Consider the following 24,610-nt stretch of genomic DNA (forward strand, 5'->3'; position numbering starts at 1 on the left):
TTAAAAAGTATGCTTTCAAAGATACTCTGCTTCGGGACAACGCGCGTAGAATACATTGATGTTTGACCTGGCATGCCGTCATGGGCGTCGTAACCGCTTCATGGTCTGTGCCCGACATTTTTCACGCTGAAAACGCTTTGGCGACCGTGCATGCGCCCCGGGCGTTGGCGGAATCCGGCTGTGCCCGCACGCGCTGCGCAGGCAGTACAACATGTTGAGAGAATGCGATACATCCCTAAAGCATAAATGCTCCACGACTTGATGAGGTATTAATGAACGTTCGCAAAATACGTGAAGACCTTGGCCGCGCCAGAGCCAGTTGCGCCCGCCGCGACCACATGCGTGCCCTCTATCTGACCATAACAGCCCTCAAGGATCTGGGCGGCCAGCCTGCCCCCACGGACCTGCGCAGCGACATTCGTACGACTGTCAGTGAACTGGCCGCAGACCCTGGTCTGAAAGACATCCTGCCTGCAACACTTGCCTATCAGCCAGGCAACGAAAAAGAACTTCTGCAATTATTTTCAGATAGTTACAAAAACATGCAAAACAGTGTTGAAGAAGAAGATTACGAAACCACACTGCAACGCAAGCTCAACATTGACCGCAATCTCAGGGAAGGCAAAAAACTTCTATCCGAGGGGCGAGCCTCTGAAGCTGACGCCTGTTTCGCTGAAGTCATGAAACACTACAAGGATGAACAGGCCGTCTTTGCCATGATGGCCACTGCCATGCTCAACGCCGGAGAATATGTGCGCGCTCTCGGGCATGTGCGCAACGGCCTCAAAGAAGCCCCCGACAATCCGGAATTGCTGCGACTGGCCAATGAGTGCATACGTCTGCGCACTCTGAACGGAACCTAGCTCCATTCCATTTTACTTTTGTTCTTTTCAAAAAATATTTACTGCATGAAAACTACGATGTTAGCAGGACTGCGCCCTGCGTAACTTGCTGTGCGCTTGTCTTGTGTCAAGAAAAAGTCTAAAGTTTGGTGCTTATTCATTACCAATCCTACGTGAGGCCACGCATGGACGTTGTACGTTATATCCACGCAGCCGATCTGCATCTGGATACCCCTTTTCGCGGGCTTTCGCGCGAAACCGCTCAAGGCGGCCATTTGGCCAGTCTGTTGCATGAAGCCACCTTCAAAGCGCTGGACCGGCTTTTTCGCCTGTGCGAAACAGAAAAACCCGATTTTCTCGTGCTGGCTGGCGATGTTTATAATGAAGAAGATCGTAGTGTTAAAGCACAACTGCGCCTGCGCGATGGTTGTTTGCGCCTGCGTGATGCCGGTGTGCGCGTTTTTATCGCTCACGGCAATCATGATCCTCTCAATTCCCTGCTCTCTTCCATCCGCTGGCCCGACAATGTGACTATCTTCGGCCCTGAAATTGAACGCCATGTCATTGAAAAAGACGGAAAACCTCTGGCCGTGATACATGGCATCAGTCACGCCAAAGTTCGCGAAGGACGCAACCTGGCCCGATTGTTCCGGCGTGATGCCGAGCGAAACTGTTTTCAGCTCGGCGTGCTGCATTGCACTGTTGAGGGTGAAAGCAAGGCTGACCGCTATGCACCCTGCTCGCTGGACGACCTTAAAAACGCCGGATTGGACGCATGGGCGCTTGGGCACGTGCACGAACGCCGTATCCTGTGCGATGAGCCCTTTATTGCCTACAGCGGCAACAGTCAGGGATTGCATATCAATGAGACCGGCCCCCGTGGCTGTCTCCTGGTCACGGCCCGTGCCGAAAACTTCGACGCCGAGCAGTCCGCCGACCCTTGCGCATGGCGCTGCGGCGCGGAATTCATGCGCCTTGGGCCAGTGCAGTGGGCCACCCTGGATCTGGACCTGAACGGCATTGACCAGATTGATCAGGTGGAAAACCACCTGGTTCAGAGCCTTGATCAGGCCGCCAGTGATACCGATCCCGGGTGCGAGGCCCTGCTTGCGCGCGTAAACCTGCATGGCCGCACTGCCCTTGACGCCGTCCTGCGCGACGCCAGCAACCAGGAAGACCTCCTGGAACGCCTTGGGCACCTTGCCACCGGCACGCCAGGAGTATGGGTCAAGGATTTGCGCATGGACACGAGCCCGGCCACGGACCACGCCCAGTACCTGCAACGCGAGGATCTGCTTGGCGAAACGCTTCGCATGGCTCAGCGCATGGGTGAAAGTCATGAAGTTTTTCAGGAGGTGGCGGGCCCGGCTCTGGCCCCCCTGTTCACCCATGGGCAGCTGCGCAAGATTCTGGCCCAGCCTGACGACGCCCAGATGCAGGCGCTCCTTGAGGAGGCCCAACGCCTTTGCACTGACCTTCTGGAGGTTCGCTGATGTATATCCAGTCCTTCCATATGGACGGATTCGGCATTTTTTCCGATGTAACGGTTGAGGGGCTTGGCCCCGGCCTCACCATTTTTCTGGGTGAAAACGAAGCGGGCAAGTCCACGTGTCTGGAATTTTTGCGTTCCACCCTGGCGGGCTATCCGGCCCCAAACAGTAAGGAAGGCAAGCTCATTCCCGGCGCGCTGCGCGGCGGCACGGCAGGTGGAGGTCTGACCCTGCGCGCAGATGACGCGCAGATTTTGCGGCTGACGCGCCGTCCGGGCAGTGCAAACGGACAGGTATCCCTTACGGACGGTCAGGGCAAACCCCTGGATGAAGACGTTTTACGGCGCCTGCTTTCGGGCGTCAGCCGGGACGTATACCGCAATGTTTTCGGTTTCAGCCTTACCGAACTGGAACATATGGGCAACCTCACCGGCGAAAGCGTACGCCATGCCCTCTATGGCGCCAGCTTTGGTCCCGGTTTGCGCGCCCCCGGCGAAGTTCTCAATATCCTGAAGAAACAGAATGATGAAATTTTCAAGTCCGGCGGCAGCAAACCACCTCTCAATCTGGCCCTCAAACAGCTCAACGAACTGCGCCAGCGTATCGCAGAACTGCGTCAGCAACAGGCTGGTTTTGACGACCTCGCCCGTGAACTGGACCAAAAACGCGACGAACTGACCGCGGTGCGCGGCTACAAGGCGCAGTTGGAAGAGGAACGGCGCTTGCTGGAACGTCGGCTGGGCGTCTGGCTGCAATGGAACGAATGGCGCATGGTCCGCTCCGCCCTGGAGCGGCTCGGCCCTGTTAACGAGTCTTTTCCCGAAGACGCCCAAGCCCGTCTGGCCCGCGCTCAGGAAGCCAGGGAAAGCTGTGAACGTCATCTCGCCGCCCGCAGGGAAAAACTTGATCTTTTGCGCGAGCGTCGTGACGCGGTGCAGCTGGATATGCCCCTGTTGGAGGCATTGCCGGCTTTGCGCCGACTGGCGGAGCGCAAAAGCGGCTACCGGCAGGCGTTGACCGCCCTTCCCGCGCAAAAAGACCGCTGCCGCCGTGCCGAGGAGGATCTCGCCCGCGAACTGGCGCGCCTTGGGCCGGACTGGAGTTGTGACCGCATCCGCCAGACTGACCGCTCACTTTTCGCCCGCGAAGACCTTGAAAAACAGGCACGCGAAATGACGGCTTCCGTATCCGCGCACCAGGCCGCAGTTGACACGCTGAACCAGTGCAACCGCGAGGTTGAGTCCGCCGAGCGCGAAGTGGATGCACATCAAAAGAATCTGGCGCTGCTCCCGATGCCGGTAGCCGCGCTGGATGACGACCAACGCGACACGCTGCGCCAGTCCCTGACCCGCCAGGAAGAGGCCCGACGCCAGATCCCTCTACGCCAGCGTGCCGTGCAGGAAGCACGTACCACCTTTGCCCGTGCGCTCACTCCGCTGAAGCTTTCTGGCGGAACAGCCCTGGAAGCCAGCAACGGGGCGGTGGCGACACTGGACGCGCTGCTGGCCCGGCAGGACGAAGCGCTTGAGCTGGCGGCCAGCGTACAGGAGCGTCTGGAGCATGCTGGCGAAGCGGCCCAGGCAGTGCAGCAAGCCGAGGAGCATCTGCTCTCCGTCAAGGCCCGCATGGACGTTATACGCGAGGAGCAGCGAGGCAAAAACGGCCCCACCCGCGAACACCTGGACGGGCGAACAGCAGCACTGCGCTCTTTGCGCGCCCTTTCTTCCACCCTTGAGACGGAAAGTCTGCGGCTGAATGAACTGGACGCAAGGCTGGACAGTGAACCGCCTGTCAAACATATCAAAAATCTTCCATTACTGCTTTTGGGCCTGATTTTTTTTGTATCAGGCGTTGGCATGCTGCTGACATACTGGCGCTTTGGCCTGACTGTCATTTCACTGAACGAAGGCTTGGATTTTCCCATAAACCTCTGGTCTGGCTATCTCATTCTGCTCTGCGGAGTGGGCTTCCTGGCTGGCGGGCTGCCGCACAATGGCCCTGAGGCCAAACGCCGCAAAAAGGAACTTGCCAGCCTGCAGAACCGGCGTGAAACCTGCGCCAACCACGTGGCTGAACTGGAAGAACAGGCCCGCCAGCTCTGCCGGACAGCGCAAGTGCAGAATATGGATATGATCACTTTGGAAGCAACGGAAGTGCTGCTCGAACGCGAACGCGAGCAATGCTTTCATGAAGAGCGCGCCCGCAAAGATATGGAAGACCTCAAGCGCACTACAGATCTCGCGCGCACCGAGGTCAGCAGGCGGCAGGCGCTGTGCCAGGAAGTTGAAGGCGTTGTGCAGCAGACCCGACGCCGCTGGCATGAGTTCATGCTCTCTCTCAAGGTGGGCAATGTACCTGCACCGGAAGGCGCTACGGCCTTTTTTGCCAGAGCTGAAGCCGCCAGACTGGCCTACAGCGGCGTAGCCGCCGCCCAAGCCGAGCTCGACGCGCTTGAAGAAGACCTTACGCGCACCGAGGAACGCATGCGCAAGATGGCCACAGTGGCGGAACGCCTCCCGGTCGTGCCCAATGACGCACAGCAGTTGCAACCTGGCGGCAATCTTTCCGATGCTCTTGCCGAAATCGCGCATCAGATACTGGAATCCTGCCGTGAGGCTGATGTCGTGCGTGAACAACGCATCAAGGCCGAGGCCGCTTTGCAAAATGCCGAAAGCGACAGGCAGCGCTGCAAAGTACGGCAGAATGAAGCTATTGCCGAATTGCGCGCTGCCGAAGCGCGCCTGAATGCTGCGCGTGCGCAGTGGGCTCACTGCCTTGAAGGGCTTGGGCTGGGTACGGATCTTGATCCTGAAACTGTGCGTGAAGCTTTCAAGTATATGGAAAACTGCCTGTCGGCCGAATCCGCGCTGGAAAGGGCACGTATCGAGTTGGCGCAGAGCCAGACGGAACTGGGCGCCCTGCGTGCCCCCCTGGCTCAACATCTCGCCAACCTGAATCGCCCCCCCCTGGCCGGCACTGACGATGAGCCGGACTGGCTGGCCAGCCTGGACGCTGCGCTGGAAGCGGCAGAAGCCATGGCTGTGGCCCAGACCCGCCGTCTTGGACTTGATCAGGAACTGGTGGAGCTTGAAAGCGAAGCGCGCGCCGCTCAGGCAGCCCTGGATTCAGCCACGCATACTGAACGCAGCCTGCTCGCCCTGGCAGGAGCAACGGACGCCGAAGACTTTTTGCGACAGGCCGCGCGCCATGAAGAACAGCGCAGCCTCGCCCAACGCCGCCTTGACCTTGAAGACGCCCTGCGCCTTGCAGCGGACCAATGCCCCCTGGAAGAATTCCTGCCCCAGTTCGAAACTGAAAGCCAGGAAGCCCAGGAAAAGCGCTGCGCAAACATCAACGAAGAACTGCTCCAGCTTCAGGGCAAGGAGCAGGAATTGAGTGACAGGGTGAGCACCCTGCGCTCCGGTGTTGCAGCGCTGTCGCACAATGAGGAACTGGCACAGTTGCAGCAGGAAGCTGCCGCTCTTGAAGAAGCCATGCAGCGCATGGCCTTTGACTGGAGCCGTCGGGCGCTGGCGCGTGCCATTCTTGAAGCTGCCAAACGTAACTTTGAGCGCGAAAGGCAACCCGAAGTCATCCGGCTTGCTTCAGAAATCTTTGCCCGCATTACCGGCCGCCGCTGGCTCGGCATCAGCGCTTCTCTTGAAGACAAGACGCTGAATATCCTGCCCGCGCAAGGCGAACCCCTTGCTCCTGAAAATCTCAGCAGAGGCGCGCGTGAGCAGGCATATCTGGCGTTGCGTCTGGCCTATATCAAGAACCATGCGGCGCACGCCGCTCCTCTTCCCATTATTATGGATGAGGTTCTGGTCAACTTTGACCCGCAAAGGGCTGAGCGCACGGCCAGGGCCTTTGTGGACCTGACTGACGCTGGCAGCAGTAAGGGGCATCAGCTCCTGTACTTTACCTGCCAGCCGCATATGGTGGATCTGCTGCGCAAGGCAGAACCAGCAGCGGCGCTCTTTTGCGTTGAACAGGGACAGATCCGCGCAGCCTGACGCCATTAGCGCAACCCGCAACGCGCTCTTTTATGATACAGATCGGCCGTTGTCCTGATGTGGGACAACGGCCGATTGTATTCAGCGCATTTTACTTTTGAAATGCCTTGTTGGGGAGGGACCCTGTTGCAACAGGGTCCCTCCCCAACGCCCCCACCACCTAAAACTCTTATTGTATTTTAGCATATTACAAAATATTTTCTAAATTAACGTGAGGGTTTAAAGGCAACGTCTCCCAGACATCACACCATAGCAAAGTTATTTGCGTTAACAGCAACATCATGCCCGATATTTCCAGCAGAAATTTTTGCCCTGTTTTTGGCCGTAATGCATTAAGCGCGCCATTGTCATGCGCAACAGAGCAAATATATAGCGCATATGCACTCAAGGCCAGCGCCTGCGCCCACCGTCGCCAGAGCTCTTTCACTGTAAAATTTGGCCTGCGGCTCTCCATCTGACACAAACGAGAGCGTCTTTGGCGCCATTGTCCAGGAGAAACACGCCCATATTTTGTTCATACGGCGACTTTTCATTGTAGTCATCTCGCATAATATTTCGTCAGGATATCCACAAAATTGTTATCGTTGTCCAGAGACATTTTGAAAAACGATTTCATTTTAGTTGACATCGGTTTTCAAAAATGCCACTGTGCGCCAAGCAAATAACGTAATCCGGAGGAAAGCATGGCCCACAATGGCAGTTCCACTCAGAACTCAAACGTTTCCCACCGCTTCAGTCACGAAAACCTCCACATTTGCCTCGACGATCAATTCGATCCTTCTCAGGCCAATGCAATAATTGATCTTCTTCAGCACAATCACGCCGTCTGCAAGCGTATTTTCATTGACGTACGCCAGATACGACACCCCAACCCTTCGGTTGTGGACTCTTTCAAAGCGTCCATGCTCCTGAATGGATTTAATAAAGAGCAGGTCATTTTCAAGGGTAAAAGTGGTTTCGACATGGCCGTGACTGGAAACAGGGTCATCATTCAGCAAGAAAAAAAGCATGTTTGCAAGGGCAACTGCGCCAATTGTAAATGTGGTCACAATAAAGATGGCCAACACAGGCACGACCATACACATGACGGCCATCATGCCCACCATGCCCAGCATGGTCATGAAACGCATAACTGACCTGCCGGCAAGGGTTATGGTCTCTCAGCGACGTTGCGAGGGCGCCTTGCCATCGCCGTGTGCAACCACTGACATGGCAATCACACAGCTCAAAATGCGGCAAAATGTCGGCCTGACCGCATTGTCGCCGCAGAAACTATAAAACTGGAGGAAAAGGTATGAACGTCAAGCAAAGGAAAGGGTTGCAACGCTTTAAAAAGAGCTGCATGGTGGCGCTGCTTGCCGCCGGCCTGCTGATGGGCGTGGCCGGGGGGGCCAAAGCCATCGAATTCAAGGCTCAGGGCGAATGGCTTGTGGGCTTCGGCCTGGCTGACGCCACGCTGACCGAACACACCAGGGCTCCCAACCATGGCGAGAAGGAAAAAGCCAACGACAACGACATGTTCGGCGCGGCCCAGCGCCTGCGCTTGCAGTTGGATGCAGTGGCTTCAGAAGCCCTGTCCGGTACTGTATATTTTGAAATCGGCACCCAGAACTGGGGCAAGTCTGATGAAGGCGGCGCTCTTGGCGCCGACGGCAACAATGTCATCAAACTCAAGAATGCGTATATCGACTGGGTAATCCCCCAGACTGAGGCCCGTATGCGCATGGGCATACAGGCTCTTGCCCTGCCCAACATGGCTGGTGGTTCTTCCGTCCTCGACGCTGACGTCGCCGCGGTTGTGGGCAACTATAAGTTCAACGAAAACGTCAGCCTCACCGCCTTCTGGGCACGCCCTGTCAATGACAACTTCAATGCAAACAAATACGGCATCAACGACAGCAAGGCCAAGGACAACTACCTTGACAACATGGACCTCTTTGCCGTCAGCCTGCCTATGACTTTTGACGGCATTGAAGTGACGCCCTGGGCCATGTATGGCATGCTTGGCCGCAATGCCCTGCGCGGCCTTGAGTCTCCCAACAATAACGAACCTTGGGAAACCAGCGACGGTGTTCTTGGTTTGACAATTCCCGGCTTGACCCCTGGTTTCAACTACGCTGGCGGCACCCCGCTCGACTCCCGCACTACCGGCAAGCAGTACGGCAACATGTTCTGGGCTGGTCTGCCCGTTGGCATCACCATGTTTGACCCTCTGAACATTGAGTTCGACATCAACTATGGCTATGTGGAAAGCATGGGCCGCTTTGATGTAAAAAAACGCGGTGACGATAATGATATCGTACGCGGCAGCACCGAACGACAGGGTTTTGTCGTCAAGGCTCTGGTAGAGTACAAGATGGATTGGGCCACCCCCGGCATCTTTGGCTGGTACGGTTCTGGCGATGACGGCAATATCAAGAACGGTTCCGAGCGCATGCCGTCAATCGCGGGAGCTGGTAATTTCACCTCCTTCATTGGTGACGGCAACCTTGCATGGGGTGCGGGCCCCGGCAACATCGCTGACTGGAACATGTCCTATGCCGGCACCTGGGGCATCGGCGGCCAGTTGAAGGACATGAGCTTCCATGAAGACCTCAAGCATACCCTGCGCGTGGCCTACTGGGGCGGTACCAACGCTCCTTCCATGGTCAAGTATATGGAAAGCGCCTCTTCGTGGGGAGAGGGCTACGGCGGCGATGGCCCGTACCTGACGACCAACGACGGCCTGCTTGAATTCAACCTGATCAACCAGTGGCAGATCTACGAAAATCTTGAAGCCAATCTTGAACTGGGTTACGTTGTGAACATGATGGATCAGGACACCTGGAAGAAAGACGGCTACTACAACGGCGGCGGCAACGGCAGCTTTGACAAAAAGGATGCCTGGAAAGCCCAACTTGTTTTCGCTTACAGCTTCTAGGGCCTGAGTGCCACTCCGGGGTTCGCCTGTGCCCCGGCCAGTCAATCCACAACTGCGCGCGCCCCCTTCCCGCGCGCGTTTTGACCGCCGCCTTCTTCATTGAAGGCGGCGGATTTTGCGTGTGGCCCCGCCAACGAACAAAAGCACAAAAACACCATCTGCTCCTGCGCGCACTGTCAGGATTGTTTAAACCCGGCGAAAAATCTTCGCATCCGGGCGATCTTCAAGCAAAAGCAAAAAACTTGACACCATGCAATCCGACAAATATATATATGCGGTTGCGCTCGTAGCTCAGTTGGATAGAGCGACAGCCTCCTAAGCTGTAGGCCACAAGTTCGATTCTTGTCGGGCGCACCATTATATTTCAAAGGGATACGTGATATGCTCGCGCATCCCTTTTGTTGTTTTTTGCCTTTTATTGCTTTTTGTCACCCGCCTGTCACCCACCCAAGCGAACAAGTGTACTTCCAACAGTAATCCTTCCTCCCGGAGGACCGGCCCGACTAACGTTTTATGGCGAGATTCTGACTGGCTCCTCTGCCGGGATGGAAGGTTCAGGCCAGTTAGACCCGGCTCATTCCCGCTGGTTATCGGCAGCCAAAAACACCGTTGGCACGGGGTATTTCATGATGTAGACGGCAAGGAAGATTTACGCCGCCATGCGGTAGCACGAGACAACTTGCCAAATTGCGAAATCTGTCAAGTTTGGGCCGCTCAGAACTGGGCGGCTTTTTTACGATTTATGTAAACGCAAAGCACATGTACATGTTATGATCATTTTTCGCACATTATAAATATAAATTTTGTACGAAGAATTGACATTTTCACACTTCTCTGCTGCTCGGCCTCACCGTTTGTTACGCGGAAACATAATAATACAACATTAAAGTTAAATTTTTTGAACGAACAGTTTTATTATGTTGTTTTATGATGCACGGTTGATCAACACTCAATTTGGAGGGAACATGTTCAAACGCATTTTACTTGCCATGGCTTTGACGTTGACTCTTTCAGTATCTGCCCTTGCTGCGGATAACGGCTTCTACATGGGATTGAAGTTTATCGATTCCATCCAGAGCACAGGGAGTGTCTCCAAGGGCGGCGCCATCGATTTTTTTGAGGTAGACGGCTACACTCAGAACACTGTCGGCGGCGGCGCCTTTGTCGGCTACGACTTCTACCCCATGCATCAGGTGCCTGTCCGCGCTGAAATCGAATACGCCATCCGCAGCAACAGCAAAACGAAATGGGATTCCAAGGATTTTGGGGATCTCGTCACCCTTAAAGGCCAGTGGAATCTCCAAACGCTTTTCCTGAATGCGTATTGGGATTTCCATAATGATACGGCCTTCACGCCTTATATTGGAGCTGGCGCTGGCTTGGGCTTCATCCAGAGCAAATATGAAATGGAGATCGCCGGATTAGGGAGCGACAGCTATAACAAAGCCAATACCGTCTTCGCCTGGAACGCAGGTGCTGGCGTGGCCTACGCCATCACAAACAACCTGTCCGCCGATCTGGCCTACCGTTTCGTGGGCCTTAGCTACCACGAAAACGAAACGACCGTGGATGGCGTAAAGATGAAGCTTGGCATGGCTCCTTATGCCAACGAATTCAGCCTTGGTATCCGCTATACCTTCTAAAAGCCCTTTCATGACCTTCCTCTTGAAGGCCGCCTTCGGGCGGCTTTTTTGCGTGGGGAGGAGTTGCCCGGACGGGCGGAGGGGGGTGTGGGGGATGGGGTGAAGGCCAGCGCCCGTGGGCACATATCACGGGCACATTTTCGGGGCCAAAATGGGCACATTTGGCACATTTTCAAATTGACAAAACGTGAAATAACAAGCTATTAGGATGAAATTCCCAAGACTCCTAAGCTGTAGGCCACAAGTTCGATTCTTGTCGGGCGCACCAGAAAATTCATGGGCTTGCGGAAATTCCGTGAGTCCTTTTTTAATGCCGCCCAGCACCCATCCCACGCTGGAGTAAAACCCAAAAAAACTGGCGAAAGCCCCTAGCCATATCGAACAATATCTTTTATAATTACCACCCATACTGGCAATGATTACTAACTATAAAAAAGGAGATCGCAATGCCCCTGAGCTATAAAGAAATGCAGGATTTGTTGATGCGGGAGCTGCGACTGTACCATTTTCCTATCGCCGTGAATTTTCACAAAACTCAGGCAGATGTGGAAGCGTTCAAAAAGAAGGCCCGCTATGTTGAGCCTGTCAAGCCAATTACTTACTGCCAGTGGGAAATAACCGCACGCATGCAGGGGCAAACCGTACTGGCGACCAAGGAAAAGCTTGGTTGTACCAACTCACAGGTTTCCTTCGGCTGGAAAGACATCGACGAAGCAGAAATCAAATCACAATCCAAGTACTGCAAAGACCTGGCGCAGGCCGAGCGCTTTCTGCGCTCCAAACCCCGCCTGCCTATGAACTCCATTGTCGCGGTTTCTGTCGGCCCGCTGGCAGACGCCGTCATGCAGCCGGACGTAGTGCATTTTTACTGCGACAACTTGCAATCCTACCACCTGGCGGTAGATTACATGGCGGGAACAGATACCCATCCCCTGCGGCCCATGGTGACCATGAGCTCCTCCGCCTGCGGCGGGTCTGTATTCACCCACCTTGAACAGAGCATGAACATGTGCCCGGCCTGCTCCGGCAGTTACAACGCCGGCAAAACCGAGCGCGGAGAACTGAACGTGTTCATCCCCGGCGCTCACATCGGGCTTACGGTTGATCGCCTGATGGAACGCATAGCCAAGTCAGGGTCCGCATCCATAACACGTCCCGGCGATCCTTTCCCTGGTGCGGATATCTGTAAAAACTGCCCCTTGATCATCTTTAAGAAAAGCGGCAATGAACCGGAAGCCTGCGCCAGCTGCTCCAAGGCATAAAAAATTCTTTCCTGGCTGAACTTTTAAATAATAACTTTCTTCTCTTGCTCACATATTTGCCAATGCCCTTACGGTAACAGCGTGAGGGCATTTTTGTTTTCTATGACAATTGGGGTTGCCCTGTTACCCCAGAGTAAACATCACCTCCAGGGCGACTCAAGAGCCTGTTCGCAACAAGCCTTTTCAGGCTGGCTCTCTTCCTCCGACTGGCGCAACCGTTTGGCATCAAAGATATCCATTCCGTCGAATCTGCTGCGCAATGTAGAAAAGATCGCATCCGAAATGCCATTCTGACGCACAAATTGACAGCCCGCACTCCTGCTCCGGTTCCCCATAGTATCCCAATACGCTGCTCTTCGTTGAATCTGTTTCGTTTCATTCTTGTGCTCCTTGTCGGGAACACCAATTTTTCACTGCCATACGTTGCTGGGGAGGCTAGAGCATTTTAACTTCGAAAAAGTGTAAATGCTCTTACGCTGCACGAGAGTGCGGCGCGCCACGATGTGGCGTGGATTCAGCTGGGCTTCAGCCGTTGCGACGCAGGAAACTACGGATAAAGACAGCATGAGTAACCATACATCTTGTTCTGTGTAATCGCTGTCGCCATTCGTAAGGCTCGTAGACTCGCCAACGACTGCCGCGAAGCCAGCATGCCTAACGACACGGCTTGCCCCTTACAATCGCTGTCGCCATCCGTAAGCGGCAAAGCCCCACTACCGACTACAGCAAATCGCATTTTTCGGCTGAATGAAAATTTTGAAATGTGAAGCATTTCAAAGTTAATCTACATCTAGATAAAGCGCCCCCTGAAAAAACCAGCGAAAGCAAAAGAACAAGCACCTCAACCATGCTCGGTTCAAACAAGGGAATGATGTTCATCCTGGCTTTTACAGAGGGGGATATGCGTGTGTGGGCTGGCGCAGCATGCGTCGAATCCAGACTCAAAAAAATGCAATATAGAGCTGTGCCGAGCCTGTTGTGAACAGATGTGGAAACATACCGATAAAGTGTTGGGGTTGGCCTTATAAAAAATACTTGAGGGCTACTCTGCCGTATCTTCACCTGGTGGCCGAGTCGTGCCAGGCACTTGTGTCTGCCCACCCTCGCTCGCCAAAAATTCCATCCTCGTTTTCAACGTCGCATTTTCATATGTAAGTTTAAGAATTTTATCCTGAAGCTCTTCATTCCTGGCAAGCAGCTTCTCAAGTAATGCATCACTGATAGTTGCAGCCTGTGTATCCAAAGTTTGACCGCTGGCGTGACATTTTTCTTCTGCCATCAACATCTCGCCCTCTCCCCAAAAAAGCCATTCCCGGTTCACCTGAGGAAAGGAGCGTACAATGCTATTCAAAAGTTCTAGTCGAATTTTAGACTGACCCTTGGGTTTAAGGTAGTCAAGAAAGGTGGTTGGTTTTGAACCAATCAGCAGCGCAAAATCATTTTGTGATATGCCGTCAACGCGCTTACGCCAAGCGATCAAGTCTCGCAGGCGTTCGCAAATTTCTTTTTGTTCTATTTTTCGATTGACCATATTCAAATTTTCGACTAAATATTTATCACCAGGAGCTAGAGCAAATTACCTTTGAGAATGTGCATTCTTAAAGGTTATGCCACATCCGTTATGGCGCTTACTCGCGCGCTAAATAGCGCCTATGCCATCACGGCTGGCGTCTGTTCACACAGCCGCCTGAGCGTTTCAAAATGAAAAGGCCTTAGCCGCAGCCAAAAGCCACGTATAAAAAACCGCATTGTCTTGATACCAAGGAGGCCGCGCAATGGCAACAAAGCGCATTGCCCGCCATTTCATGCCCTAGGCGTAAAAATTGGTTAGTCGGCGAGGGTTCCTCCCATGATTGCCCGCCCTTGTCCAACATTTCGTGTTGCTGCCCCATGAGGGCTGGGCTTTCCCATAACATGCGAAAAAATTAACCTGTGGCACGAAACAGCGTCGCGCAAAAAGCATTCTGACTGAAAGGTGGTAAATACATGATTATTTCCGAAGAGGAACGTATGTATTTAACCAGAGATTTATGGGAATGCATTTCCCCTGCGCAGTCAGAAGAATACACTGATGTTAAACCACGGCAACAACAGAAGCGCAAACATGCGCCACCTCCTCGGCGACGAAGCGCAAAGCATAAAAAAAGAGCCATCACCCAACAAAACCATAGCAAATGCACGCAAAAAATGAACCGCAGACCTCAAGGTAAACCTGTACCACCCGCAAACCGGGGCGTCGTATTCATCATGGCAATCTCTGCCGGAGTGGCAGGATTTATGCTGGCAGGGCTCTTTGTCTGCCTCCTGTTTGCCGGATTGATTGTAATATAGCCATGTTAACTGCGCCGATAAAAATCATGCAATACTCTGGGGGCACCTTATCCATGGGCATATGGTGTACTAGTTTCGCCTAAAAAACCTCTGATCGGAATTGCTCACAAGGGCGATTGCAACACCGCAAGGCTTTGAAAACACATAGGTGTGGCGCTGTACGGAATGTTTTTTGCGCATTTACCCTTGATGTCCAAGCTATCCGCCGCACACTTTGCAGGGTCGAAAGCCCTTTGCTCTCGCTTCCTGTGGAGATGCCAGCGGCACAGTGCACGCCTTGCAGTTGAAATACTTGCATCCACTATTGTGGTAAATGCGCGATTTTACATTTCCCCTGTAGGCCGGCCATTCCGCCTGGGCGGTCATGCCGGGCGTTGCCGCCAGCAGGGCGAGGGTCAAAACAAAGGCCATGGTTACTATGCGTGGCATGCTGCACCTCCGGCATTCAGGTTCAGTGACACAACGGCGCCATCTCAGGGCAATGCTTAACCCAGCCAGTTATACAGAGTCACCGGTCGCCCCTGCCCGCCGTAGCCCTTGGAACTGCCAAGTCGCCCTGTTTCAGCCAGGTAGTCAAAATACTTCTTTAAAGAGATTCGCGAAATTCCGGCCACACGTTCAATGTCTTTGAGACTGAAGAGACCGGGCTGTTTTCGCAATACCGAAACAACGGTTTCCAGGGTTTGGGCGTCGATTCCCTTTGGCCTGCCAGAACCCCCTTCGGGCTTTTTTATGAATATACGCCTGTCCAGAATATCCTGAGTCATGGCGACTTCAGGCGACATGAGCAGACGGCGCTTTTCCTGAAACTGCAGAATGGATTCCCGAAAGCGTTCGAAAGTGAAGGGCTTGACGATATAATCCGCTACTCCAAGCCGCAAGGCTTTCAGAATATCTTCGTTATTCTGGGCTGCCGTGATCATAATGACATCTGAATGAAAGAACTGGGATTTGATAATCCGCAGCAGTTCCATCCCGTCCATACCGGGCATGAACACGTCGAGCAGCACCAGATCCACATGGCAGGTACGCAACAGCTCCAGGCCATCTTCGGCCGATCTGGCGGTATGATCAAGGCTGACCCCTTCAATGCGCTCCAGATACCCGGCTGCGAGATCAGCAACCATTGGGTCGTCTTCAACAATTATCGTGCGGATCATGCCCGCCCTCCATTGGTGAGCATGGCCAAGGGAATACGTACCGTAAAGGACGTCCCCTGCCCCGCATGAGAATCAACCTCGATGGAGCCGTCAAGCTCGTCAAGCGTCAAAAGCAGCATATACAGGCCGATGCCTCTGCCCGCCCCCTTGGTGGAAAATCCTTTTTTGAATATCTCCGGCAAATATTCTTCGTCAATGCCCCGCCCTGTGTCCGCAACGGTTACGACAAGGGCATCATCCTCGCAACGCACGGACAGATCAATGTGCTTTTCCTGCGTATAGCTGACAGCGTCAAAGGCATTATCCACCAGATTGCCCAGTATTGTCACAAGAGCATGCGCTCCGTTTGGCGAAAGCTGCGGAATAACGCCGCTGCCGCCCAGGGTCAGCGTGACATTGCGTTCGTGGGCGCGGCTGAACTTGCTTTCCAACAGCCCGGCGAGAATCGGGTCCTGCACATTAACCTTGATGGATGACGTTTCGCGTATTTTGCTGCCTATGATCTGCGACAGATATTCTTCCAGATCTTCATAACGCCTGTTGCGCAGCAGTCCCGAAATAACATGCAGCTTGTTCAGATATTCGTGCGAGCGGGATCGCAGAGCCTCCGCATAATTGCTCAGCCCCGTCATGCGCTCCGCAAGAGCGCGCATCTCTGTCATATCCCTGAATGTTGCGACAGCCCCAACGGTTTTTCCCTGAATAATAATGGGGGATCGATTGGTCATAATGATCTGTCCATTGATGTTCTGTTCGCGGTCATATTCAGGCTTGCCTTCCTTGAGGATGGAATCAAGGCGCGTTGACGGCACCACTTCCTGTACGGGCCGCCCCAGCAGTTCTCCCTGTACCCCCGCGGACCGAAGGATTCTCTCGGCCATTTCATTTACGACAACAAGCCTGTTATTCCTGTTAATGGCGATAATGCCCTCGCGCACCGTACTCAGGATGGCGTTGCGCTCTTCAAGAAGACGGGCGATCTGATGCGGCTCAAGGCCGAAAAGAATTTTTTTGATTTTGCGTGACAGCAAAACGGCCAGCAAAAGACCTGTGACCAGCGAAAGGCTGAACAGCCATGTCATGGGACTGGTAAGTCGGGATACGCTCTTTTCAATCTCACTAGACATGATGCCAACCACAACGGCGCCGATCTGCTCACCATTTTCATTATACACGGGCCTGAAAGCCCGTTGCGAAAAACCGAAGGTGCCGCGGGCGGAAGAAATATAGGTTTTCCCCTGCAAAGCTTCACCCTCATCGCCGCCAACAATGTGCTCGCCGATTTTTTGCACCTCAGGGTGATATATACGGTTGCCATGCATGTCTATGAGCACAATAAACTTCACTCCGGAAACGCTTGTGAGCATGCGGAGAAAGTCTATCATCTGAAGCCAGGCATCCCCTGTCGGAGACCGCATCCCTTCAATGACAACAGGGGATTCTGCGGTAAGTTGCGCCACATTGGAGACCGTCTGTTCCGCCTGCTCAAAACCGTATTTGCTGATAAAATATGAGCTTGCAAAATGGCTCAGAAGTATGGGGGGGCAGAGGGCCAGACTGACCATCATTACAAGCCTGATGAACAGGCTGTTATTTTTGACAAAACTCATCTGTACGTATGCAGGCGGCTGCCATGATTATAGTGTTGCCGGACAAAAGCATCCGAGTCGATGCAATACCGATATGGCGGGAAATATATGAATTTTGCTAAAGACGATTCGAAGCACCCTGCCGCCAAGCATCCGTCCACTCAAAACCGATGCGCCCGGCAGCACAGTATCAGGAAGGGAGCAATGTAACCGTATTTGATGCAAGCAAGTGTTATTTATCTACTTTGTTCATTTAATGAGATACAATGCATGATTATCATGACGTGTTAAGGCATAGAAAATCATGGTCGCGACAGTTTAGCGTAACAAATGTCACTTTTTGCTTTACTTGATGTCATTTTTCACTGCCACGCCGGAATCGCTGTGCCTTTCACCATTGACTTCTGTTGCCGAAGAGCCTTTCTCCACTGCGTTCTTATCAAACTGGCAAACCCCGATGCAGCGGATTCCGCCGCAGTGCGGGCAGGCATTACGCGGTTGCGGCAAAAAAAGATCACGGAATACTCGAAAGAAACTACGCATACTCATTCAGTGTTTCTACCGCAGAAGCCCAATGGCCGCAACGCCCAACCCCGGCTTGCTATGTAGATTAATTTGGGTCAAGTTTAGGTAAACTCGATACTGTCTGATTTCAAAAGAGGATTCCAATGGAAAACAAACGTTTCATGAAAAGAGCAATCGAGCTTTCCGAAGAAAGCATGCGGCTGGGCGGTGGGCCTTTCGGCGCAGTCATTGTGAAGGATGGAAAAATTATTGGCGAGGGCATGAACAGGGTTGTCCCACTCAATGACCCAACCGCTCATGCCGAAGTTGTGGCCATACGCGATGCCTGCCACAAACTTGCAACCTTTGACCTCTCGGGTGCGGTTGTATTCGCCAGCTGCGAGCCTTGCCCCATGTGTCTCAGCGCCATCTGGTGGGCACGCATTGAAAAAATATTTTTTTGCAATACACGCGAAGACGCGGCAGCCGCCGGCTTTGATGATGCGGCCATTTACCAGGAAATATCAAGGGATCTGACAGAAAGACAACTGCCTATCGAGCAACTGCTTTGCGAAGAAGCATGCAACACATTCGCCTCATGGCTGACCAATGCAGACAAGACAGCATACTGATGCTGACTGGATCATAGTAACCTCGAAATGCCCCACATCGCAATTTATCATTCCGCCGGATATTGCGATTTTTAACCGAATCCACGCCACGTTGCGGCGCGCGGCTCTCTCGTGCCGCGTTAGAGCATGCAATCTTTTTCAAAGGTAACATGCTCCAAAACCTACCTCTCTGCGACAGGCCAACGCGCTGCCTCCCGCTAACCTCGCCAAACTCGGGCAACCCGGATGTGCGCTCTTTTGGGCGCAATCTATCTTGACAGCCGCCTATTTTAGAACTATGAAACGACGATTCACAGCCTGACGGTGCGATCCCTTTTTTTACTGTGGATTACGGCATCGCACCAATTGGTAGGTATAAAACTATCTTGTCGGTATCGCTCAAATTTCTTTTAACGCCGGTGATTTTTGGCGCTTTCTCTGCTCAGCAAGAAAGCGCCGTTTTTTATGGTGGAGCACATACATGCAAGTAGCTGAATTAATTAGTACCATTGAAGAAATTGCGCCTTTGGAAGCAGCGGCCCCGTGGGACATTTCCGGGCTTCAGGTTGCTGCCTTGCGGCATGAGGTCAACAGCATCGCGGTCTGCCTTGACCCGACGCCGCACTCCATCAGGCAATGCCTTGATCTTGGAGTGCAGTTTGTCCTGAGCCATCACCCCCTTACGCTCAAGCCATCCTTGCCGGCGAAACTCGATGCGTACCATGAAGTGTTGCGCCTGCTTTTGCGCGCGGATGTTCCCCTGTATGCGGCCCATACCTCGTTGGACGTCAACCCCAGGGGGCCTGCGGGCTGGCTGGCGACAGACCTGCGCCTTGACAATCTGACAGTGCTTGAACCGGTAACCCCTCTCGACGCGGACGGGCACATGCTGGGTTACGGCCTGGCGGGCGACCTGCCGCATCCCCAGACTGTCGAGCATATCATTCGCGCGCTTGAAAGCATTCTTGATCTTTCCACAGCGACCCTGAGCGGGCCGCCTCCCGGAAAAATACACCGGCTGGCTTACTGTACCGGTTCCGGTTCATCACTGCTGGCCGCGGCGCATAAGGCCGGGGCCCAGTTGTTCATTACCGGTGATGTAAAATACCACACCGCGCTGGACGCTGAAATCCCGCTTCTGGATGTGGGGCACCACAGCCTTGAAGAAGAAATGATGCGCCGCATGTGCCACGTGCTCCAGCAACGGGCTCATGGGGTTGCAGTGCACTTTGTGCCTTCTGCATCCCCGTTTCGCACCGTTGCCCTGTCATGAATCCTCAGGAGGACCTTATTAATGAATAATGCCGTTTACTTTGAACAGATAAAGCAGCTTGTCGAGCTGCAGAAAGTTGATGATGCCATCCACACAGTACGGCAGGACATGGAGCGTGCCCCCAGCGAACTGGATTCGCTTGAACAGCGTTTCAGCTCCAGCGAAACGCAACGCAACTATATAGTGGACAAACTGACCCACCTTCAGGATCAGCAAAAACGACTGTCGCTTGAAATTGACGATGACAGCGCCCGCATCAAGAAAAGCAAAAACAAGTTGATGCAGGTGGAAAACACGCGTGAATACCATGCCATGATGCGTGAAATGGACAGCATGGAAAAAGTGAACCGCTCCCGTGAAGAGGAAAAAATGACTCTCATGGAAGAACTGCAGTTCCAGAAAGATGCGCTGGCCGAAATTGACCTCACCCACATGGCCATCAAGGCCGAACTTGAAGTCAAGCGTGACGGCCTTGAAGAAAAGTTGCAAAAAGGCAACGCCGCGCTTACCGAGCTCAATGCCAAACGCGCCCAGGTCAGCAAAGCCATTCCCCAGCCTGTCTTCATGCGTTATGAATTCATCCGCGAACGCCTGGAGCACCCCGTCATTGTGGCCGTTAAAGAAGGCATCTGCTCTGGCTGTCACATTGCCGTTCCGCCGCAGTCTTTCATCGAACTGCAGCGCGGCCAGCAGATTTTGAGTTGCCCCAACTGCCAGCGCCTCATTTTCTGGTGCGAACACTTCAGCGTGGCTGATGCGCCGCAATGCGCCCCCAAGCCACAGACGCTGACCGACTAAAACTTTTGGCTCATGAGCCAGGACCGGACCGCTCAGATTTAGAGCAATTTAACTTTTAAATTGCTCTGACGGCTGCGTGAGCAGACGTTCGCTGACGGAGGTGTAAGCGCAGTTTATCTGCGCGGTTAAACGCCGAAGTGAGCGTGCCTTGAACTTTGAGAATGTATATTCGCAAAGGTAATCTGCTCTAAGATCATGCGATCCGGTCTTGCGGCGTACCTTGCCGCCCATGCAGCCCCAGATTGCGGGAGTCGGACAGACCGTCGCCGCGGGTGAAAACCCGGGGAGGAAAGTCCGGGCTCCACAGGGCAGGACGCTGGGTAACACCCAGGAGGGGCGACCCTCGGACAGCGCCACAGAAAGCAAACCGCCCGACCCCTGGTCGGGTAAGGGTGAAACGGTGGTGTAAGAGACCACCAGATGCCGCGGTGACGCGGCATGCTCGGCATACCCCGTTCGGAGCAAGACCAAATAGGGAAGGCGGCTGGCCCGGCCACAGCCTTCCGGGTAGGTTGCTTGAGGGTGCGGGCAACCGCACTCCTAGAGGAATGACGGTCACACACGGGCAACCGTTGTGACAGAACCCGGCTTACAGTCCGACTCCCGCATACTGTCAGCCAAAGGCTCAATCATGCCTGAAAGTTCCATCCCCCCCCCAGGGCAGATCAAACCCTGGGCCATACTTCTGGCGGCCGGGCAGGGCAGCCGCCTTGCCGCCGCCGCTGGCGGGCGTGCCAAGCAGTTCCTGCACTGGCGGGGCGCGCCCCTGTACTGGCACTCCGCCAGAGCCATGAGCCGCAGCGCGGTAGTGGCGGGCATTGTTTTTGTTTTTCCCCAAAATGGACATGCGGAATACGAAGAGCGCCTGCGCGAACTCCACGCGACCGAAGACCTGGGCATTCCCTGGCTTACGGCTGTCGGTGGCGAAATGCGGCAGGATTCCGTACGAAACGCCCTGTCCGTATTGCCCGCGGATGCCCGTCATGTGCTTATCCACGATGCGGCGCGGCCCTTCCTGACGCCCGCTCTGGTGCGAAGCGTCTGTGAGGCTTTGCAGCGCGGCGCGTGCGGGGTTATTCCGGCCCTGCCCGTGACGGACACCATCAAGACCGTCGCTGACGGCCTTGTCACAGGGACCTTGCCGCGTCAGGCCCTTATGGCTGTTCAGACGCCGCAGGGGTTTTCTTCTGACCTTTTGCGCCAGGCGCATGCCCATGCACGGGAAACAGGCTTGAGCGTCACTGATGACGCCTCGCTGCTGGAAGCCCTGGGACACAAAGTTCATGTGGTCGAAGGCGAGGCTGCCAACGTGAAAATTACCAATCCCGACGATCTGGCTCTTTTGCACGATGTCCCTGCCCTGCCGCGTCCATGTACCGGCATGGGCTATGATGTGCATCGTTATGGCCGTGGTCGGCCCATGAGGCTGGGGGGAATTCTCATTCCCTCAGGCCCCGAGGTTGTGGCCCACTCTGACGGTGATGTCCTCCTCCATGCTCTTACCGATGCCGTGCTCGGCTGCGCGGGCCTCGGCGATATCGGCCAGCACTTTCCCGACAAAGACCCCCGTTTTGACAACATTTCTTCGGCGCTTCTGCTGGATCAGGTTCTGGACATGGCGCAGCAGGCAGGCGTGCGCCTGTGCCACGCAGATCTGACAGTGGTTGCCCAGACGCCACGCCTTGCGCCATACCGCGAAGAAATCAGAAAAAATATCGCTCGCCTGCTGGCTCTGCCGCCCGCCTGCGTCAATCTTAAAGCCAGCACCGAAGAGGGCCTCGGCTTTACGGGCCGCGCCGAGGGCATCAAGGCATACGCCGCTGTCACCGCGTGGGCGGGAGACTGCCCCGCACTTGCGCCTTCTTCATTGCAACGCGACATCTGATTCCATAAGGATCGCCATGAACACAGAATTGCACCGCCCCTGGTTTGCCCACTATGACGCCTTTGTCCCCCGCACTACAGAAGCATGGGACAAACCTCTGTACGCCATACTGGACGAAGCCGCGGACAAGTATCCCAACCGCCCGGCGATCATTTTTCATAATACGCGCATTTCATATAAAAAGCTGCGCGAATCCGCCGAACTTTTCGCAGGGGCGCTCAAGCGCCTTGGCGTAAAGACCGGCCAGCGCGTCGCCCTCATGATGCCAAACATGCCGCAGACCGTGATCGCCTTTTGGGGCATTATCAAGGCCGGGGCAGTGGTGGTTATGACCAATCCATTATATATGGAAAAAGAGATCATGGCCAATATGCAGGACTCCGGCGCGGAGCATATTGTCATGCTCGACATGCTCTGGCCGCGCGTTTCCGCCCTGCGTGACCGCCTGCCCCTGCGCAATTTTATCATAACCGGCGCGGCCGATGCCCTGTCTTTTCCCCTTAACTGGCTGTACCGCCTTAAAAAATCCCGCAACAAAAAGACGCCCATCCCTTACGATGGCAAGAGCGTTTTTGAGTGGAAAAAAATCTTCAAGGGTGCGGAGCGCTATTCAGCCCCCATCGCCGACCCCCTGCATGACCCGATCATGCTCCAGTACACGGGCGGCACCACGGGCCTGCCCAAGGGTGTTACCCTGACGCATTCCAATTTGGGCACCAACTGCCAACAGGTGCTGGACATCATCAACGTCAAGGCTGAAGACCACCACACCTTCATATCTCTTCTGCCCTTTTTTCATGTGTATGGCCTTACGACAGGCCTCATTATCCCCATCGCCCTGGCCGCCACCACCCTGCCGCTGCCCCGGTATGTGCCGCAGGACGTGCTGCGCCTCATAGCCAAGCACAAGCCCAGCATTTTCCCCGGCGCGCCTTCGGTGTACATTTCTCTTTTGCAGCAGAAAAACCTGGCCCAGTTCGACCTGCGCAGCATCAAGATATGCGTGTCCGGCTCGGCGCCGCTGCCAAGGGAAATATTCCGCCAGTTTCAGGAAACCACCGGCGCATCCATTCTTGAAGGCTACGGACTTACCGAGGCTTCGCCCATCACCCACTGCAATCCTTTGGGCAGACAGGGGCAGAAGCCCAACTCCATCGGCATGCCCCTGCCCGGTACAGACGCCCGAATTGTGGACATGGAGGGCGGCTCCCTGACCCTGCCCCCCGGCAAGATGGGCGAGCTTATCGTCTCCGGGCCGCAGGTCATGAGCGGCTACTGGCGGCGGCCTGATGAATCGGCCAGCGCCCTGCGCAACGGATGGCTCTATACCGGCGACCTCGCCACCATGGACGAAGACGGTTACTTTTACATTGTGGACAGAAAGAAGGATATGGTTATTGTCAGCGGTTACAACGTTTACCCCCGCGAGGTGGATGAAGTGCTGCTGGAACACCCCAAGGTTCAGGAAGCGGTGAGCGTCGGCATACGCGACGACATTCGCGGTGAAGTGCTCAAGGCCTATGTTGTGCCTCAGGAAGGGGAAGAACTCACCAAGGCTGACATCATCGCCTGGTGCCGCCATAAGCTGGCCGGATACAAAGTGCCGCGCCTTGTGGAATTCCGCAAGGAACTGCCCAAAACCATCGTGGGCAAAGTACTCAGGCGCGCCTTGCGCGAAGAGGAAGAAGCCAAGATGGCCAAACGCAAGCAACGCAAAGCGCAAAACGGCGCCGGGGCAAACGCGGCTGGAAACGGCGAAAAACCCATGGACCATTCCTGATGCGTATTCTGGTCCAAAGGGTCACGGAAGCTTCCGTCAGTGTTGATGGCCGCCAGATGGCGGCCATCGGCCCTGGCATTATGGCTCTGGTGGGTTTCGGACAGGAAGACGGGCCAGATTTCAGCACAAGCCCCGCGTTTCAGGGAATGGCCCATAAGCTGCTGAGTTTGCGCATTTTTCCCGGTCAGGGCGAACTTGCCAACAAATTTCATACTTCGCTTGAGGAGTTTGGCGGCCAGCTTCTTCTTGTCCCCCAGTTCACTCTGTACGCTGACTGCCGCAAAGGGCGACGCCCATCCTTTATCGATGCGGGAAATCCCGACTGGGCACGGCCCATGTTTGACTATTTTGTGAAGATGGTTGACGAATCTTGTGCCGTCAGCGTATCTTCAGGCATCTTCGGTGCCGATATGGCGGTACGCCTGTGCAACTGGGGACCTGTCACCATATGGCTTGATTCGGCAAATCTTTTTGCCACTTGACGCCCGCGCAGCCTGGAGGCAGCC

Annotated in this window: 18 protein-coding genes, 1 tRNA gene and 1 other RNA gene; 15 read left to right on the top strand and 5 right to left on the bottom strand. The window is 54.6% G+C overall.

Going from position 1 to position 24,610, the window contains the following annotated elements; translation table 11 throughout:
* The first annotated feature begins 272 nt into the window (after positions 1-272).
* The 3 genes from ACZ5DH_RS06440 (at position 273) to ACZ5DH_RS06450 (ending at position 6,348) form a co-directional block, all read left to right on the top strand.
* Positions 273-863 carry a tetratricopeptide repeat protein gene (locus ACZ5DH_RS06440; protein WP_464256260.1) on the top strand — a complete coding sequence of 197 codons (591 nt, stop codon included), beginning with the start codon at positions 273-275 and terminating at the stop codon, positions 861-863.
* Positions 864-1,027: 164 nt separating this feature from the next.
* Entirely contained in the window at positions 1,028-2,335 is a 1,308-nt protein-coding gene (locus ACZ5DH_RS06445; protein WP_464256261.1) for a metallophosphoesterase family protein, read from the top strand.
* Entirely contained in the window at positions 2,335-6,348 is a 4,014-nt protein-coding gene (locus ACZ5DH_RS06450) for an AAA family ATPase (protein WP_464256262.1), read from the top strand. The genes ACZ5DH_RS06445 and ACZ5DH_RS06450 overlap by 1 nt, the downstream gene beginning before the upstream one ends.
* 713 nt (positions 6,349-7,061) lie before the next feature.
* On the opposite strand, the gene ACZ5DH_RS06455 is transcribed toward ACZ5DH_RS06450, so the two are convergent.
* On the bottom strand, positions 7,062-7,478 hold the full coding sequence (locus tag ACZ5DH_RS06455; protein ID WP_464256263.1) for a hypothetical protein: 417 nt from the start codon (positions 7,476-7,478) through the stop codon (positions 7,062-7,064).
* A gap of 164 nt (positions 7,479-7,642) precedes the next feature.
* Here ACZ5DH_RS06455 and ACZ5DH_RS06460 point away from each other — a divergent pair, with 164 nt between their 5' ends.
* From ACZ5DH_RS06460 to ACZ5DH_RS06475, 4 genes are all read left to right on the top strand, one after another.
* Complete coding sequence (locus ACZ5DH_RS06460) at positions 7,643-9,268, top strand: outer membrane homotrimeric porin (protein ID WP_464256264.1); 1,626 nt, start codon at positions 7,643-7,645, stop codon at positions 9,266-9,268.
* A gap of 280 nt (positions 9,269-9,548) precedes the next feature.
* Positions 9,549-9,625, top strand: a tRNA-Arg gene (locus ACZ5DH_RS06465).
* Between the two features lie 608 nt (positions 9,626-10,233).
* Positions 10,234-10,911: an outer membrane protein gene (locus tag ACZ5DH_RS06470; RefSeq protein ID WP_464256265.1), complete on the top strand. Its 678-nt coding sequence runs from the start codon at positions 10,234-10,236 to the stop codon at positions 10,909-10,911.
* A 446-nt stretch (positions 10,912-11,357) separates the two neighbouring features.
* Positions 11,358-12,173: a DUF169 domain-containing protein gene (locus ACZ5DH_RS06475; protein ID WP_464256266.1), complete on the top strand. Its 816-nt coding sequence runs from the start codon at positions 11,358-11,360 to the stop codon at positions 12,171-12,173.
* Positions 12,174-13,215: 1,042 nt separating this feature from the next.
* Here ACZ5DH_RS06475 and ACZ5DH_RS06480 read toward each other — a convergent pair.
* On the bottom strand, positions 13,216-13,710 hold the full coding sequence (locus tag ACZ5DH_RS06480) for a hypothetical protein (RefSeq protein WP_464256267.1): 495 nt from the start codon (positions 13,708-13,710) through the stop codon (positions 13,216-13,218).
* A 449-nt stretch (positions 13,711-14,159) separates the two neighbouring features.
* On the opposite strand from ACZ5DH_RS06480, the gene ACZ5DH_RS06485 reads away from it, so the two are divergent.
* Positions 14,160-14,504: a hypothetical protein gene (locus ACZ5DH_RS06485; protein ID WP_464256268.1), complete on the top strand. Its 345-nt coding sequence runs from the start codon at positions 14,160-14,162 to the stop codon at positions 14,502-14,504.
* Positions 14,505-14,702: 198 nt separating this feature from the next.
* On the opposite strand, the gene ACZ5DH_RS06490 is transcribed toward ACZ5DH_RS06485, so the two are convergent.
* From ACZ5DH_RS06490 to dcuS, 3 genes are read right to left on the bottom strand one after another with little or no spacing between them, the layout of a single operon-like run.
* A complete protein-coding gene (locus ACZ5DH_RS06490) occupies positions 14,703-14,933 on the bottom strand; it encodes an Ada metal-binding domain-containing protein (protein ID WP_464256269.1) in 231 nt (76 codons plus the stop codon).
* Positions 14,934-14,989: 56 nt separating this feature from the next.
* Positions 14,990-15,664 carry a response regulator gene (locus ACZ5DH_RS06495; RefSeq protein WP_464256270.1) on the bottom strand — a complete coding sequence of 225 codons (675 nt, stop codon included), beginning with the start codon at positions 15,662-15,664 and terminating at the stop codon, positions 14,990-14,992.
* Positions 15,661-17,274, bottom strand: coding sequence for a DcuS/MalK family sensor histidine kinase (gene dcuS, locus ACZ5DH_RS06500; protein WP_464256271.1), 1,614 nt, complete (start codon positions 17,272-17,274; stop codon positions 15,661-15,663). The genes ACZ5DH_RS06495 and dcuS overlap by 4 nt, the downstream gene beginning before the upstream one ends.
* Positions 17,275-17,921: 647 nt before the next feature.
* On the opposite strand from dcuS, the gene ACZ5DH_RS06505 reads away from it, so the two are divergent.
* The 7 genes from ACZ5DH_RS06505 (at position 17,922) to dtd (ending at position 24,586) form a co-directional block, all read left to right on the top strand.
* Entirely contained in the window at positions 17,922-18,389 is a 468-nt protein-coding gene (locus tag ACZ5DH_RS06505; protein ID WP_464256272.1) for a nucleoside deaminase, read from the top strand.
* Between the two features lie 460 nt (positions 18,390-18,849).
* Complete coding sequence (locus ACZ5DH_RS06510; RefSeq protein ID WP_464256273.1) at positions 18,850-19,641, top strand: Nif3-like dinuclear metal center hexameric protein; 792 nt, start codon at positions 18,850-18,852, stop codon at positions 19,639-19,641.
* Positions 19,642-19,662: 21 nt separating this feature from the next.
* Positions 19,663-20,439, top strand: coding sequence for a zinc ribbon domain-containing protein (locus ACZ5DH_RS06515; protein WP_464256274.1), 777 nt, complete (start codon positions 19,663-19,665; stop codon positions 20,437-20,439).
* 247 nt (positions 20,440-20,686) lie between these two features.
* An RNA gene (gene rnpB / locus ACZ5DH_RS06520) (RNase P RNA component class A) lies at positions 20,687-21,047 on the top strand.
* A 56-nt stretch (positions 21,048-21,103) separates the two neighbouring features.
* On the top strand, positions 21,104-22,324 hold the full coding sequence (ispD, locus tag ACZ5DH_RS06525; RefSeq protein ID WP_464256513.1) for a 2-C-methyl-D-erythritol 4-phosphate cytidylyltransferase: 1,221 nt from the start codon (positions 21,104-21,106) through the stop codon (positions 22,322-22,324).
* A 16-nt stretch (positions 22,325-22,340) separates the two neighbouring features.
* Positions 22,341-24,104 (top strand): long-chain-fatty-acid--CoA ligase, encoded by a 1,764-nt coding sequence (locus tag ACZ5DH_RS06530; RefSeq protein WP_464256275.1) that lies wholly within the window; start codon positions 22,341-22,343, stop codon positions 24,102-24,104.
* Entirely contained in the window at positions 24,104-24,586 is a 483-nt protein-coding gene (gene dtd, locus ACZ5DH_RS06535) for a D-aminoacyl-tRNA deacylase (protein ID WP_464256276.1), read from the top strand. Before ACZ5DH_RS06530 ends, dtd begins: the two co-directional genes overlap by 1 nt.
* The last annotated feature ends 24 nt before the right edge of the window (positions 24,587-24,610 follow it).

The sequence above is a fragment of the Desulfovibrio simplex genome (genome assembly GCF_055387835.1).

Excerpts from the sequence above, each read along its gene's own strand:
- ACZ5DH_RS06450 (WP_464256262.1), top strand. The coding sequence starts at position 2,335 with ATGTATATCCAGTCCTTCCATATGGACGGATTCGGCATTTTTTCCGAT.
- ACZ5DH_RS06495 (WP_464256270.1), bottom strand. The coding sequence starts at position 15,664 with ATGATCCGCACGATAATTGTTGAAGACGACCCAATGGTTGCTGATCTC.
- ACZ5DH_RS06515 (WP_464256274.1), top strand. The coding sequence starts at position 19,663 with ATGAATAATGCCGTTTACTTTGAACAGATAAAGCAGCTTGTCGAGCTG.
- dtd (WP_464256276.1), top strand. The coding sequence starts at position 24,104 with ATGCGTATTCTGGTCCAAAGGGTCACGGAAGCTTCCGTCAGTGTTGAT.
- ACZ5DH_RS06455 (WP_464256263.1), bottom strand. The coding sequence starts at position 7,478 with ATGCGTTTCATGACCATGCTGGGCATGGTGGGCATGATGGCCGTCATG.
- ACZ5DH_RS06490 (WP_464256269.1), bottom strand. The coding sequence starts at position 14,933 with ATGCCACGCATAGTAACCATGGCCTTTGTTTTGACCCTCGCCCTGCTG.
- ACZ5DH_RS06485 (WP_464256268.1), top strand. The coding sequence starts at position 14,160 with ATGATTATTTCCGAAGAGGAACGTATGTATTTAACCAGAGATTTATGG.
- ACZ5DH_RS06530 (WP_464256275.1), top strand. The coding sequence starts at position 22,341 with ATGAACACAGAATTGCACCGCCCCTGGTTTGCCCACTATGACGCCTTT.
- ACZ5DH_RS06460 (WP_464256264.1), top strand. The coding sequence starts at position 7,643 with ATGAACGTCAAGCAAAGGAAAGGGTTGCAACGCTTTAAAAAGAGCTGC.
- ACZ5DH_RS06440 (WP_464256260.1), top strand. The coding sequence starts at position 273 with ATGAACGTTCGCAAAATACGTGAAGACCTTGGCCGCGCCAGAGCCAGT.
- ACZ5DH_RS06475 (WP_464256266.1), top strand. The coding sequence starts at position 11,358 with ATGCCCCTGAGCTATAAAGAAATGCAGGATTTGTTGATGCGGGAGCTG.
- ACZ5DH_RS06510 (WP_464256273.1), top strand. The coding sequence starts at position 18,850 with ATGCAAGTAGCTGAATTAATTAGTACCATTGAAGAAATTGCGCCTTTG.
- ACZ5DH_RS06505 (WP_464256272.1), top strand. The coding sequence starts at position 17,922 with ATGGAAAACAAACGTTTCATGAAAAGAGCAATCGAGCTTTCCGAAGAA.
- ACZ5DH_RS06445 (WP_464256261.1), top strand. The coding sequence starts at position 1,028 with ATGGACGTTGTACGTTATATCCACGCAGCCGATCTGCATCTGGATACC.
- ACZ5DH_RS06470 (WP_464256265.1), top strand. The coding sequence starts at position 10,234 with ATGTTCAAACGCATTTTACTTGCCATGGCTTTGACGTTGACTCTTTCA.
- dcuS (WP_464256271.1), bottom strand. The coding sequence starts at position 17,274 with ATGAGTTTTGTCAAAAATAACAGCCTGTTCATCAGGCTTGTAATGATG.